Source organism: Belnapia sp. F-4-1, assembly GCF_000802185.1.
Classification (GTDB): domain Bacteria; phylum Pseudomonadota; class Alphaproteobacteria; order Acetobacterales; family Acetobacteraceae; genus Belnapia.
The window spans coordinates 3,344,827-3,358,381 of record NZ_KN676113.1 but is presented as its reverse complement, the minus strand read 5'-3'; the positions used below and the strand labels follow the sequence as shown (position 1 = coordinate 3,358,381).

Annotated in this window: 12 protein-coding genes; 5 read left to right on the top strand and 7 right to left on the bottom strand. The window is 72.3% G+C overall.

What is annotated here, in order from left to right:
• Positions 1–42: 42 nt before the first annotated feature.
• Together LH62_RS15890 and cysG are read left to right on the top strand one after the other, a co-directional pair.
• Positions 43–2,610 (top strand): molybdopterin-dependent oxidoreductase, encoded by a 2,568-nt coding sequence (locus LH62_RS15890; protein ID WP_043362876.1) that lies wholly within the window; start codon positions 43–45, stop codon positions 2,608–2,610.
• Positions 2,610–3,923: a siroheme synthase CysG gene (gene cysG / locus LH62_RS15885; protein WP_043362873.1), complete on the top strand. Its 1,314-nt coding sequence runs from the start codon at positions 2,610–2,612 to the stop codon at positions 3,921–3,923. The genes LH62_RS15890 and cysG overlap by 1 nt, the downstream gene beginning before the upstream one ends.
• Here cysG and LH62_RS15880 read toward each other — a convergent pair.
• Positions 3,911–4,303 (bottom strand): helix-turn-helix domain-containing protein, encoded by a 393-nt coding sequence (locus LH62_RS15880; protein WP_043362870.1) that lies wholly within the window; start codon positions 4,301–4,303, stop codon positions 3,911–3,913. The two genes, cysG and LH62_RS15880, sit on opposite strands and share 13 nt — an antisense overlap.
• A gap of 103 nt (positions 4,304–4,406) precedes the next feature.
• Between LH62_RS15880 and LH62_RS15875 the strand changes: the two genes are divergently transcribed.
• Complete coding sequence (locus LH62_RS15875; RefSeq protein ID WP_043362868.1) at positions 4,407–5,018, top strand: NAD(P)-dependent oxidoreductase; 612 nt, start codon at positions 4,407–4,409, stop codon at positions 5,016–5,018.
• 153 nt (positions 5,019–5,171) lie between these two features.
• On the opposite strand, the gene LH62_RS15870 is transcribed toward LH62_RS15875, so the two are convergent.
• Positions 5,172–5,921: a hypothetical protein gene (locus LH62_RS15870; protein WP_043362867.1), complete on the bottom strand. Its 750-nt coding sequence runs from the start codon at positions 5,919–5,921 to the stop codon at positions 5,172–5,174.
• A gap of 61 nt (positions 5,922–5,982) precedes the next feature.
• Here LH62_RS15870 and LH62_RS15865 point away from each other — a divergent pair, with 61 nt between their 5' ends.
• Positions 5,983–7,074, top strand: coding sequence for a ring-opening amidohydrolase (locus tag LH62_RS15865; RefSeq protein WP_144404506.1), 1,092 nt, complete (start codon positions 5,983–5,985; stop codon positions 7,072–7,074).
• On the opposite strand, the gene LH62_RS31545 is transcribed toward LH62_RS15865, so the two are convergent.
• The 5 genes from LH62_RS31545 to LH62_RS15840 form a co-directional block, all read right to left on the bottom strand.
• Positions 7,071–8,084, bottom strand: coding sequence for a hypothetical protein (locus LH62_RS31545; protein ID WP_201445513.1), 1,014 nt, complete (start codon positions 8,082–8,084; stop codon positions 7,071–7,073). The genes LH62_RS15865 and LH62_RS31545 overlap by 4 nt on opposite strands.
• A 29-nt stretch (positions 8,085–8,113) precedes the next feature.
• Positions 8,114–8,575: a hypothetical protein gene (locus LH62_RS31540; protein ID WP_201445512.1), complete on the bottom strand. Its 462-nt coding sequence runs from the start codon at positions 8,573–8,575 to the stop codon at positions 8,114–8,116.
• Positions 8,576–8,683: 108 nt separating this feature from the next.
• Positions 8,684–9,556 (bottom strand): neutral zinc metallopeptidase, encoded by an 873-nt coding sequence (locus tag LH62_RS15850; protein WP_043362865.1) that lies wholly within the window; start codon positions 9,554–9,556, stop codon positions 8,684–8,686.
• A gap of 63 nt (positions 9,557–9,619) precedes the next feature.
• Positions 9,620–10,843, bottom strand: coding sequence for a CaiB/BaiF CoA-transferase family protein (locus tag LH62_RS15845; RefSeq protein ID WP_043362863.1), 1,224 nt, complete (start codon positions 10,841–10,843; stop codon positions 9,620–9,622).
• Positions 10,840–11,808, bottom strand: a complete 969-nt coding sequence (locus LH62_RS15840) for a tripartite tricarboxylate transporter substrate binding protein (protein WP_043362861.1) — start codon at positions 11,806–11,808, stop codon at positions 10,840–10,842. Before LH62_RS15840 ends, LH62_RS15845 begins: the two co-directional genes overlap by 4 nt.
• A 105-nt stretch (positions 11,809–11,913) precedes the next feature.
• Between LH62_RS15840 and LH62_RS15835 the strand changes: the two genes are divergently transcribed.
• Positions 11,914–13,554, top strand: coding sequence for a hydantoinase B/oxoprolinase family protein (locus LH62_RS15835; RefSeq protein ID WP_043362859.1), 1,641 nt, complete (start codon positions 11,914–11,916; stop codon positions 13,552–13,554).
• Position 13,555: the final 1 nt, after the last annotated feature.

Below are 13,555 nucleotides of genomic sequence, written 5' to 3'. Positions count from 1 at the left end.
GGCAAGGCATCAGCCAGCCCGCTCCTGACAGGCGCATCCCCAATGGCCGAGACGCGTACCACTTGCCCCTATTGCGGCGTCGGCTGCGGCGTCCTCGCCTCGCCCGACGGCACGGTGCGTGGCGACCCGGACCACCCCGCCAACCGCGGCCGCCTCTGCAGCAAGGGCACCGCCCTCGGCGAGACGCTCGACCAGCCCGGCCGCCTCCTTCACCCCGAGGTCGACGGCAAGCGCGCCAGCTGGGACCTGGCCCTCGACGCGGTGGCCGAAGGTTTCCGCAAGGCGTTGGCTGAGCACGGTCCCCAAGGCACCGCCCTCTATGTCTCCGGCCAGCTTCTCACCGAGGACTACTACGCCGCCAACAAGCTGGCGAAGGGCTTCCTCGGCACCGGTAACATCGACAGCAATTCCCGCCTCTGCATGGCCAGCGCCGTCGCCGGCCACCGCCGCGCCTTCGGCGAGGACCTCGTCCCCGGCCTCTACGAGGATCTCGAACTCGCCGACCTGGTCGTGCTGGTCGGCAGCAACCTCGCCTGGTGCCACCCCATCCTCCACCAGCGCCTCCAGGCCGCCCGCCTCGCCCGCCCTGGGATGCGCCTCGTGGTGATCGACCCCCGCCGCACCGCCTCCTGCGAGGGCGCCGACCTCCATCTCCCCATCGCTCCCGGCCGCGACGTCGCCCTCTTCAACACCCTGTTCCGCCACCTCCACGCGCAGGGCTTCCGCAGCGACGCCCCCGGCCTCACGGAAGCCCTGGCGAAAGCCGATGGCGAGACCGGCCTCGACGCGGCCCTGCTCGCCACCTTCCTCGACTGGTTCACGACGACGCCCCGCACCGTCACCCTCTTCAGCCAGGGCGCCAACCAGTCCTCGGCCGGGACGGACAAGGCCAACGCCATCATCAACTGCCACCTGCTGACCGGCCGCATCGGCGAACCTGGCGCCGGCCCCTTCAGCATCACCGGCCAGCCGAATGCCATGGGCGGCCGCGAGGTCGGGGCGCTGGCCAACACCCTCGCCGGCCACCTCGACTGGTCCAGCCCCGCCGAAGCCACGGCGCTGCGCGACTATTGGCGGGCGCCCAACCTTGCCGCCGGCCCCGGCCTCAAGGCGATCGACCTGTTCCACGCCGTGGGCGCTGGCCGCATCGGCGCCCTCTGGGTGATGGCCACCAACCCCGCCGTCTCCCTCCCCGACGCCGCCCGCATCCGCGATTCCCTCCGCCGCACCCCCTGCCTCGTCGCCTCCGACTGCACGCGGGAGAGCGACACGATGGACCTCGCCCGCATCCGCCTCCCCGCCCTCGGCTGGGGCGAGAAGAGCGGCACGGTGACCAATAGCGAGCGTGTCATCAGCCGCCAGCGCGCCTTCCGCCCCGCGCCCGACGAGGCCCGCCCGGACTGGTGGGCCATAGCAGGGGTCGCCGCCCGCCTCGGCTGGGGCGATGCCTTCGCCTGGACCTCCGCCGCCGCCATCTTCCGCGAACATGCCACCCTCACCGGCTTGGCCCGCCCCGCTCCCCGCGCCTTCGACCTGTCCGGCCTCGCGGACCTGACCGATGCCGAGTACGCCGCCATGGCGCCCACCCGCTGGCCCGTTGCCCGCCGCGGCCAGCAGGGTGGCCGCCTCACCCCCGCCACCCGCTTCGTCCCCACCGCCTACCGCTCCCCGGCGAACCCGACCGGCGCCGCCTACCCGCTCGCCCTGCTGACAGGCCGCCTCCGCGACCAGTGGCACACCATGACCCGCACCGGCCCCGTCCCGCGCCTCATGGCCCACACCCCCGAGCCGACAGCCGCCGTCCATCCGGAGGATGCGCCCGGCTTTCCGGATGGCAACCTCACCCGCATCGAGAGCCCCTGGGGCAGCGCCACCCTCCGCCTCCGCCACGAGCCGGGCATGGCCCGCGGCACCGTCTTCGTGCCGATGCACTGGACCGCCCGCTTCGCCCCGGCGGCCCGCATCAACGCCTCGGTGAACCCCGCCGTGGATCCCATCAGCGGCCAGCCCGAGCTGAAGCACACCCCCATCCGCCTCGTCCCCGCGCTCATGGCCTGGCACGGCTTCCTCCTCGCCCGACGCAGCCTCGGCGCCGGCCTTGCCGGCTGGACCGCCCTCATTCCCGCCGGCCCCGACCTCTTCCGCCACGAACTCGCCGGCACCGAGCCCCCCGCCGAGGCCTTCGCTCGCCTCCGCGCCCTGGTGGAAGAACCCGACGCCGCCTGGGTCCTGCTCGAAGACCCCGCCGCCGGCCTCCACCGCGCCGCCCTGCTCCGTGATGGCCGCCTGTTCGCCTGCCTCTTCCTCGCCCCCAATCCCGCCGCCCTGCCGCCACGCGACTGGCTCCTTTCCCTTTTTCCCGAGCCCGCCATCGGCAGCGCCGCCCGCCGCGCCCTGCTCGGCGGCGCCCCGGCCGATGGCCCCACCCCCTCGCCCACCATCTGCGTCTGCCACGGCATCGCCGCATCCGTGATCTGCGCAAGCATCGCCCGTGGTGCTAACACGCTCGCCCTGGTCGGCGAGGCGACGCGGGCCGGCACGGGCTGCGGCTCCTGCCGCCCGGAGATCGCCGCCCTGCTCGCCAAGACCCCGGTGCCGGAACCCGCCTGATGCAGCATTTCCCCGTCTTCCTCGACCTCCAGGCCCGGCCGGTGCTGGTCCTCGGCAGTGGCGAGGTGGCGGAGCGCAAGGCCGAGCCCCTCCGCGCCGCCGGCGCCGAGATCCGCTTCGCCGCCCGCTTCGACGAAGCCCTGCTGGAGGGGTGCTCCCTCGCCATCGGCGCCGACGCCCCGGAGGAGGAACTGCACGCCCTCGCCGCCGCCTGCCGCGTGCGGGGGATCCCGGTGAACGTGGTCGATCGCCCCGCCCTCTGCACGGCATTGATGCCGGCGATCATCGACCGCGACCCGGTCACCATCGCCGTCTCGACCGGCGGCGCCGCCCCCGTCCTCGCCCGCATGGTCCGCCAGCGGATCGAGGCCATCCTCCCCCCCACCCTCGGTCGCATCGCCGCCATGGCCGAGCGCTTCAAGTCGGCCGTCCGCGCCCGACTGCCCGACCTCGGCGCCCGCCGCCGCTTCCTCGAGACGGCGCTCGCCGGCCCTCCGGCCGAGCTGGCGCTGGCCGGGCGCGACACCGAGGCCGATGCCGCCTTCGCCGCCGCCCTCGAGCAGGCCGAGGCCCGTCCCCGCGGCATCGTCCACCTGGTCGGTGCCGGCCCCGGCGCGGCAGACCTGCTGACGCTGCGGGCGCTGCGTCTGCTTGGCGAGGCCGATGTCATCGTCCATGACCGCCTCGGCACGGAAGCGGTACTGGAGATGGCCCGCCGCGACGCCGAGCGCATCTTCGTCGGCAAGGCCCGCGCCAACCACTGCATGAAGCAGGAGGACATCAACGCGCTGCTGGTCCGCCTCGCCCGCGAGGGCCGCCGCGTGGTCCGCCTCAAGGGCGGCGACCCGCTGATCTTCGGCCGCGGCGGCGAGGAAGCGGAAGCCCTGGCCCAAGCCGGCATCCCCTGCGAGGTCGTCCCCGGCGTTACCGCGGCGCTGGCCTGCGCCGCCGGCGCCGGCATCCCGCTGACCCACCGCGACGCCGCCCGCGCCGTCACCTTCGTCACCGGCCACCGGCGCGACGGCGGGGTCGATGTCCGCGGCCTGGTGCAGCCCGGGCAGACGTTGGCGATCTACATGGGCATCACCACCCTCGTCCCGCTGCGCGACGCCCTCATCGCCGAGGGCATGTCGCCCGCGATGCCCGCCGCCGTGATCGAGCGCGGCGGCACGCCGCAACAGCGTGTCCTCCGCGGCACGCTGGAGAGCATTGCCGGCGACGCGCCGGACTGGGTCACCGGCGGCCCTGCCCTGCTACTGGTCGGCGAGGCGGTCGCCCGCGGCGCAGCCGGGGGCTGGCTTCAGGCCGCCTGACCGCGCCCCCTGTCGCCCCCCGGGTCCCGCGCGTCATAGGCACGCTGCGCCGCCGCCACCTCGCCGAACCGCGCCTCCGCCCAATCCATCAGCGGCCGCAGCGCCGTCGCCAGCGTCCGTCCGAGCGGCGTCAGCGCGTATTCCACCGTCACCGGCACGGTGGCGAAGGCGGTCCGCGTCACCAGCCCATCCCGCTCCAGGCCACGCAGCGTTTGGGCCAGCATCTTCTGCGACAGCCCCTCCACCTCCCGCCGCAGCTGGTTGAAGCGCCGCGGCCCGACCTCCAGCAGCCCGAGCACCAGCACCGTCCATTTGTCGGCGATGCGGTCGAGCACCTGCCGGGTCGGGCAATCCGCCACATAGGGATTGGGCAGCAGCATCGGGGTTTCTCCTCGGTAACCAGCGCACCCCAAGGTGCCTTCTTGTGACCAGGATTACTTTAGACCACCTGGTTCCCATCCGAAACCTACGGAGCAAACCATCATGAAGATCGCCCTCCTCGGCGCCACTGGCCGCGCCGGCTCCCGCCTCCTCGCCGAGCTGCTGCGGCGCGGCCATGCCGTCACCGCCATCGCCCGCCACCCGGAAGGCTTGGCCCCCGCCCCCAGCCTTACCCCCGCGCGCGGCGATGCGGCGGATGAGGCGAGCCTCGCCGCCCTCCTCGCCGGCCATGACGCGGCGATCAGCGCCCTGCCCTTCGCCGGCACCGACCCGCACCGGCTGCTCCGCGCGATGAAGGCTGCCGGCATCTCCCGCTATCTCGTCGTCGGCGGCGCCGGCAGCCTGGAGGTCGCTCCTGGCCAGCTGCTGATCGATGCGCCCGGCTTCCCCGCCGAATACCGGGCCGAAGCCAGCGCCGGACGCGCCTTCCTCGATATCCTGCGGGGCGAGGCGGCACTCGACTGGACCTTCCTCTCACCCGCCGCGATCTTCGAGCCGGGCAGGCGCACCGGCCGCTTCCGCCTCGGCACGGACGCGCTATTGACCGATGCCGGGGGCAACAGCCGCATCTCCATGGAGGACTACGCCATCGCCCTGGTGGACGAGTTGGAGCACCCTGCCCATTCCCGCCGCCGCTTCACCGTCGCCAACTGAGCTTGCAGAACGGATGCGGCCAGAATATAGGACTTAAAACCTATTTCCAAGCTGCATCCGGTGTTCGCTCACCTTCCAGAACCCTTAAAAATCGCAATTCCCGGCGATCATCCCAACGGCATGAGGGCCTTGCCCGGCCGCCGGTTGAGGATTTCAGACCACCCGCTCCAGCGGCAGCCCGCGGCAATCCATCTCGTATTCCAGATCGACCACGGGCGGCCGGCAGTGCTGCCAGGTAACGCCATGCCGCGCTGCCCCTCGCCGCACCAGCTCGTCGCCGAGGAAGGGATGGATGTCATGCACCGTATAGACCTGCACCCCCGTGGTATCCCGCCACCCGGCATCGAGCGCCGCCATCCGCCGCTCCATCTCGCCCAGCACATACTCCGACTTGGCGCGGAGGCCGGCCGGCGAAAGGTCCCGGTAGGCGACCGTGCTTTCCGCGTAGGTCGCCTTGCCCTCGACGCTCTCCCCGCTGCCCGCGACGACGAAGCTTGGCCCCGCCGCAGCATCCGGCAGCGCAAAGGTGAAGGCGTGGAGGGCCGGCTCGGCCGGCGGCGCGATCTCCGGGCAAACATTGCTCCGCGCGACGGGGTTGTGTCCCTCCGTGAGCACGCCCCATTCACCGAGCACCTTCGCGTAGCCCTCGTTGAAGCTGCGGAAACCAGCATCGGTGAAGGGCGCGGGCGAGCGCAACTCGCAGGCGCAGAAGGCCGTCAGCGGCAGCCCTGCCCCCCGCAGATAGTCCGCGATCCGCGCGAAGCCCGCCAGCAGCGGCACCGGCTCGGCGAAGCGCACCCGCTCCAGCCGCCAGCCGGGCAGCGCCGCGACGCCGCCCGAATACTGGAACACCGCCGGGATGAATCGGTAGCCGCGCCCGGCGAGCGTGATGGTGCTGTACATGCGGGAATCTCCTTCGCACCGCTATGGTGCCACTGAAACCATCTTCCGGAAGCCCCCGCCGATGCCGATATCCCGCCGCGCCGTCCTCCACCGCGTCCCCATGCGCCACCCGGGCGACACCGCGGCGATCGAGGACCTCATCGCCGCGGGCAGGCTCGACCCTTCGGGCATCGTGGCGATCCTCGGCAAGACCGAGGGCAATGGCTGCGTCAACGATTTCACCCGCGCCTATGCCGTGCAGTCGCTGACGCTGATGCTCGCGCGCCATGGGGGCGCCGAGGCCGCGGCCCGCGTCGCGCTCGTCATGTCCGGAGGCACCGAGGGCGGGCTTTCTCCGCATTTCCTCATCTTCGCGGTCGAGGCGGGCGATGCGGCCAACTCGGCCGGCGCGCTCGCCATCGGCACCGGCTTCACCCGCGACTTCGCCCCGGAGGAGATCGGCCGCCCCGCCCAGGCCGAGGCCGTCGCCGCCGCCGTCCGCCAAGCCATGGAGGAGGCCGCCATCACGGAGCCGCACTACGTCCAGGTGAAATGCCCGCTGCTGACGACGGAGCGCATCGCCGCCGCCGGCGCAGCCGTGGCGACGGAGGACACCTATGCCTCGATGGGCCTTTCGCGTGGGGCCTCCGCCCTCGGCGTCGCCCTGGCGCTCGGCGAGGTCGAGGCCGTCCTGCCGGAGGATATCGGCCGGAACTGGGAAAGATACTCCGCCGTCGCCAGCGCCTCGGCCGGCGTGGAGCTGGAGCGCTGCGAAATCATCGTGCTCGGCAACAGCACGGCCTGGTCGGGCGACCTCGCCATCGCCCATGCGGTTATGCAGGACGCGATCGACCTGCCCGCCGTGCACCGCGCCATGCGCCTCGCCGGCCTGCCGGCCGAGGACGGCCAGCTTGCCCCCGCCGCCGCAGAGCGCCTCGTCGCAGTGCTGGCGAAGGCGGAGCCTTCCTCCACCGGCCGCATCCGGGGCCAGCGGCATATCATGTGGGACGACAGCGACATCAACGCCACGCGCCATGCGCGGGCGCTGGTCGGCGGCGTCATCGCCGGGGCGGTCGGCCGCACCGACATCTTCGTCAGCGGCGGCGCCGAGCATCAGGGCCCGGATGGTGGCGGGCCCGTCGCGGTCATCGCGCGACGGGCCCTGCCGGTTTAGACAACCGAATCGGGATTCCGGTTCGGGTTGGTCTCGTTCTCGGGGTGGGCGCCGCTCACATTGGTGCCCGCCACCTTGTCGAAGCCGCGCGACACCTGGGTGCCCGGCGGGTTGCCCGGCGTGCCGTCCGGCGCGCCACTGCCCAGCCCCGTCCCACGCGAAGCCTCGTTGCCTGGCCGCGCGCCGCTGACATTGGTGCCGGCGACATCGTCGAGGCCGCGCGAGACCTGCGTACCCGGCGGGTTGCCTGGCGTGCCGTCCGGGGCGCCGACTGCGGCATCCGTCACCGTGCCCGTCCCCGTGCGGGTGCCCATCTGCCCCGCCGCCGTGGTGGTGCCGATGCCGGCCGCGGTGCCGAGGCCGCCTGCGGGGTTCGCCATGCCCGGCGTCGCCGCGGCACGGGACGGAACGGTGGCGTCCGCCGCGCCCGTCGCCGTGTCACCACGCACCCAGCCGCCCTCGTCCCAGCGACCGGTGCCCACGTCGAGCTCCTGCGCGTTGTGGCGCGAAAGGATGGCGTCGATCTCATGCGCGCGGCTTTCCTCGGCGCGTACGGTGACGAGGTTGCTGCCGCGCCGCACGCCCTCGGCATAGGCGGCCGCATGCTCCTCGCCGAGCCCCGCCTGGGTCAGACCGCCAAGCAGCCCGCCTGCCGCGGCACCCACGCCGGCGCCGGTCAGCGCTGCCACGAGCCAGCCGGCCGCGACGACCGGCCCGAGCCCCGGGATGGCCAGCGCGCCGATGCCGGCGAGCAGCCCCGCGCCGCCGCCAACCAGCGTGCCGAGCGTCGCGCCCGTGCCCGCGCCGGTCCCGGTGCCGGTATGGCCTGGGCCGTTGTCGGCGACATCGGTGGTGCTGGTGGTCGGCGTCGTCGTCGCTGCGCCGCCCTCGGCGCCGCGTGCGACGAGGCTGATGTCGTCATGGGCGAAGCCGGCCGCCTCCAGGTCGCGGACGGCCGCGGCCGCGTCGGAATAGTTATCGAAAAGACGCGCGATCGTGCGTGTTGCCATAATGGAATCTCCTACCTATCGAGGGGGGTTCAGCGCGTCGTCACATTGCCCTGGTAGTCGAGCGAGACGGAAACCTGCTGGCCGTTCCGCGTCGCCCGGCCGCGCCAGATGCCCTGATCGTCCTTCTGCAGGTCGTCCACGCCGCTGAAGCCGGCGGCCTCGATGCGGCTGCGCGCCTGGCCTTCCGTAAAGCTGTTGGCGCCGGCGGCCGGGGTTGTCGCGGTGCGGGTGCCATTGTCCGTGGTGACGGCCGGCGGCGTGCTCTCGGTACGCGCGCTCGGCGCATTGGTGCCAGTTGCACTCGGCGCAGTGGCGCGAGGGGCAGCGGCGCCAGGAGCAGTGGCGCCAGGAGCAGTGGCGCCAGGAGCAGTGGCGCCAGGAGCAGTGGCGCCAGGAGCAGTGGCGCCAGTGCGGTCGGGCGCGGTCTGCGCGAGGGCTGGCAGGGCGGCGATGGCGCCCAGCAATGCCAGGCTAAGGCTCGTCTTGCGCATGTCTTGTTTTCCCGTGTCGTGGCCATGGCCCGCTTGCAACGAGCCATTGCGGTACTAACGGGAAGCGGGGCATCGCGTTCGTTGCGTTTTCAGTTCGAACGACCAGGATCAGGGCTGTCCCGCAAACGTGTCGCAGGCCCGCGGGTCGCCCGCCTCCAGCCCGCGGCGGAACCACTGCATGCGTTGCGCCGAGCTGCCATGGGTGAAGCTTTCCGGCACCACCACGCCGCGCGAGCGCCGTTGCAGCCTGTCGTCGCCGACCGCCGCCGCGGCATTCAACCCTTCCTCGATATCGCCCTGCTCCAGGACCCGGCGCGTCTGCTGCGTCCGGTTCGCCCAGACGCCGGCGAAGCAATCCGCCTGCAACTCCACACGCACCTGCAGGGCGTTCGACTCAGCCTCGCCCATCCCGCGCCGCTCCGCCTCGACGCGCCGCAGCACGCCGATCTGGTTCTGGACATGGTGGCCGACCTCATGCGCGATGACGTAGGCGCGGGCGAAATCGCCCGGCGCGCCGAGCCGCCGCTCCATCTCGCGGAAGAAGGCGGTGTCGAGATACACCTTCTGGTCGAGCGGGCAGTAGAAAGGTCCCGTCGCCGTCTGCGCCGTGCCACAGCCGCTCTGCGTCACGCCGCTGAACAGCACGAGGTTGGGCGGCTGGTAGGTGTTGCCGCCGCGACGAAAGGCTTCCGTCCAGACATCCTCCGTCGTCGCCAGCACCTGGGCGACGAAGCGGCGCTGCCCGTCATCCGCAACCTCGGACGGGCCGCCGCCCTCCTGCTGGCGCGTCACCGGCGCTTCCGGCTGCCCACCGCCACCCGAGAGGATCACCGAGGGATCGACGCCGAAGAACAGCGCCACCAGCACCAGCGCGATGGTGCCGAGGCCGCCGCCGGCCACGCCGATCGGAAAGCCTCCACGGCCGCCGCCGCCGCGCCGGTCCTCGATATTCCCGCTTTCCCTCTCGTCGCCGAGCCGCATGACCAGGGCCTCCCGCTTCGGCGGCACAACAGCCAGGGAGGCGGATGGTTCCGGAAGCGGGTGTTACCCCTCGCGCAGCACGCCCGCCTCCCGCAGCCGCGCAACCTCGTCCTCGCCGAGCATCGGGCCGAGCACGGCGTCGTTATGCTCCCCGAGGCGCGGCGCAGGCCGGGCGAGGATGCCGGGCGTCGCCGAGAGTCGCGGCACCATGCCGTGCATTGGCAGCCAGCCCTCCGGCATCTCCTCGTCCGGTACGGCGATCACCGCCTCGCGCTCGATCACGTAAGGGTCTTCAGCCAGCATCTCGGCATCCATGATCGGGCCGATGGTGACGCCCGCCGCGTCGAAATGCGCCAGCGCCTCAGCGAGGCTCCGCTCCGCGATATAGGCCCCGATGATGGCATCCAGCTCCTCGCCATGCCGCACCCGGTCGGCATTGGTGCGGAAGCGCGGATCGTCGATCAACTCCGTCCGGCCGATGCTGCGCAGCAGCTTCTCCGTCATCCCCTGAGTCGAGGCCGAGAGGCAGACCCAGCCGCCATCCTTCGTTTGGTAGGCATTACGCGGCACCGCATTGGTGCTGCGGCTGCCGGTGCGCGGCTTCAGCTCGCGGGTGAGCTGCCAGTTGGCGTGCTGCGGCTCCATCATCACATGGATCGGGTCGAAGAGCGTCAGGTCGATCACCTGCCCCTGCCCGGTCGCCTCGGCATGGCGGAGCGCGATCATCGCCGTCGCCGCACCGTAGAGGCCTGCATAGCCATCGGCCATGTACATCGGCGGCAGCACCGGCTCGCGGTCGGCGAAGCCGTTGACGGCGGCGAAGCCGGCATAGCCCTCGACCAGCGTGCCGAAGCCCGGCTTGTGCCGGTAGGGCCCGTCCTGCCCCCAGCCGCTGATCCGGACGATGACGAGGCGCGGGTTGATCGCCAGCAGCACCTCGGGCGCGAGGCCCATCGCTTCCAGCACGCCGGGGCGGAAGCTCTCCACCAGCATCGACGCATCGCGCACGAGGCGCTTCACCACCTCGATCGCCCGCGGGTCGCGCAGGGCGAGGCAGACCGAGAGCTTGTTGCGGCTGAGCGTCTTCCAGGTGGTGGAGACGCCCTTGATGCGCCAGGCGCGCAGCGTGTCGCCTTCCGGCGGCTCCAGCTTCACCACCTCCGCGCCATGGTCGGCCAGCACCTTGGTCAGCACGTTGCCCGCGACGAGGCGCGAGAGGTCGAGCACGCGGAGCCCATGCAGCGCACCTGTGGCGGCGGGGTCGAAGTCGTGGCGATGCGGCGTCATTCGGCGCGGATCTCCGCGATGCGCGCCACCTCGCGCCAGCGCGCGAGATCGGCATGCAGGATGGCAGGGAATTCCTCCGGCCCAACCGGCGAGGGCGTCGCACCTTCGGCGGCGTAGACGCGGGCGAGGTTGGCATCGCCGAGTGCGGCATTCGCCGCCGCATGGATGGCGGCGCGCGTCTCGGCCGGCAGGCCGCGCGGCGCCAGCAGCCCCCACCAGATGGCGGCCTCGTAGTCGATGCCCGCCTCGTGGACGGTCGGCACCGGCGGCGCCTCCGGCGGCAACCCGCCACCCGGCGCGGTCGCCGCGATAACGCGCACCCGCCCGTCGCGGATGGCGGCATTGGCGCTGGCGACGGTCGTGATCATCACCGGGATCGTCCCTGCGACGAGGTCCGTCACCGCCGGCGCGGTGCCGCGATAGGGGACGTGGTTCATGCGGATGCCGGCGCGCTGGCAGAAATACTCGGAGATGAAGTGGTTGATCCCGCCGGCGCCGGAGGTGGCGTAGTCGAGGCCACCCGGCTTCGCCTTGGCCAGCGCCACCAGCTCCGCCACGCTGCGCACCGGCACCTCCGGATTGACCATGATGAAGAAGGGCGCGCGGGCCAGCAGCGCCACCGCGTCGAAACTCCCCTCCGCGTCCCAGCCCGGCTTCTGCAGGATCGCCGTGGTCGGGAAGGAGGAGGAGGTGACCATCAGTGTGTAACCATCCGCCGGCGCCTGCGCGACCTGGCCGGCACCGATCGCCCCGCCCGCGCCGCCGCGGTTCTCGACGACGAAGGGCTGGCCGAGCCGCGCCTGCAACCGCTCCGCCAGCGGCCGCGCGACGACATCGTTGGAGCCGCCCGGCGGGAAGGGCACCACCACCCGCACCGGCCGGTTCGGCCAGGCCGGCTGCGCCCGCGCCACGGCGGGCGCCGCGAACAGGCCAGCCATCAAGGGACGCCGGGCGATGGGGCGCATGGACTTCCTCCGTGCCGCGAGCCTCCCCGGCATGGCGGGCGCTGTCAATCTTGCGGCCTCCCGCCCGCCCCGCCTAGGCTCGCGGGGACCGCAGGGGATGCAGGCATGGCCGAGGACGAAGGCTTCGATCCGATCACCCTCGAGATCCTCTGGAGCCGGCTGATCTCCATCGCCGACGAGGCGGCCGCCGCGCTGCTGCGCACCGCCTTCTCCACCATCGTCCGCGAGTCGAACGACTTCGCCTGCGTGCTGATGGACCGCAACGGCGACAGCATCAGCGAGAATACCGGCGGCATCGCCAGCTTCTCCTGCATCCTGCCGAAGACGACCAAGCACTTCCTGCAACGCTTCCCGGCGGAGGAGTGGCGGCCGGGCGATTGCGTCGTCACCAACGATCCCTGGCTGGCGACCGGCCACCTGCCGGACATCACCGCGGTGACGCCCATCTTCCATCGCGGCGCGCTGGTCGGCTTCGCCGGCTCCATCGCCCATAGCCCGGATGTCGGCGGCAGCCTCTGGTCGGCCGATTGCCGCGAGGTCTATGAGGAGGGTGTGCGCATCCCGCCGATGCGCCTTTTGCGCGAGGGCGTGCGGAACGAGGCGCTGCTGGAGCTCTTCCTCAACAATGTCCGCGTGCCGAAGCAGGTGCTCGGCGACCTCGAAGCGCAGATCACCGCGAACGAGGTCTGCGCCGCCCGCCTCGCCGAATTCCTCGAGGATGCGAAGCTCGACGACCTGCAATCCCTCGGCCGCGCGCTCCATGCCCGCGCCGACCGGGCGATGTGCGGGGCGATCGCCGCCCTGCCGGACGGCAGCTGGTCCGCCAGCATCGAGGCCGACGGCTTCGACGAGCATGTGACGACCATCGCCTGCACGGTCACTGTCGAGGGCGAGCGCATGGTGATCGACTTCACCGGCAGCAGCCCGCAAATCGATCGCGGCATCAATTGCGTGATGAACTACACCCACGCTTATGCCGTCTACCCGGTGAAATGTGCGCTCGATCCCTTCACCCCCCGCAACGAGGGCAGCTACCGCGCCATCGAGGTGCGGGCGCCGGAGGGCAGTATCCTCAATCCGCGCTTCCCGGCGCCGGTCAGCGCGCGGCAGCTCACTGGCCACCTGCTGGCGGGCGCGATCTACAAGGCGATGAGCGAGGTCGTCCCATACCAGGTCGTCGCCGAATGCGGCGGGGCGCCGACCATGCGGGCGCTCTTCTCCGGCCTCGACCGGGCGGGGGACCGGTTCAGCCAGGTGCTCTTCGCCTCGGGCGGCATGGGCGCCTGCCCGCACCGCGACGGGCTGCCAACCACCGCCTTTCCGACCAATGCCGGCGCCGGCAGCATCGAGGCCTTCGAGAGCGTCGCGCCGTTGGTGGTCTGGGCGAAGCAGCTCCGCCCCGACAGCGGCGGCCCGGGCCAGTATCGCGGCGGGCTCGGGCAGGAGGCGGTGATCGAGGTGCGCTCGCCGGGGCCGCTCCGCCTCTCCCTGCTCTCCGACCGGCGCGACCATCCGGCGGAAGGACTGCTCGGCGGCGCGCCCGGCGCCCCGGCCGAGATCGTGATGAGCGACGGCACCCGGCCGCACCCGAAGTCCCGCACCACCATCGCGCCCGGCACACGGCTCGTCATGCGCTATGCCGGCGGCGGCGGCTACGGCCCGCCCACGGCACGCGACCCGGCGGCGCTGGCCGCCGACCTGCGCGATGGCTATGTCACCGACCCCAGCCCCTATGAGGGGCGCTGAG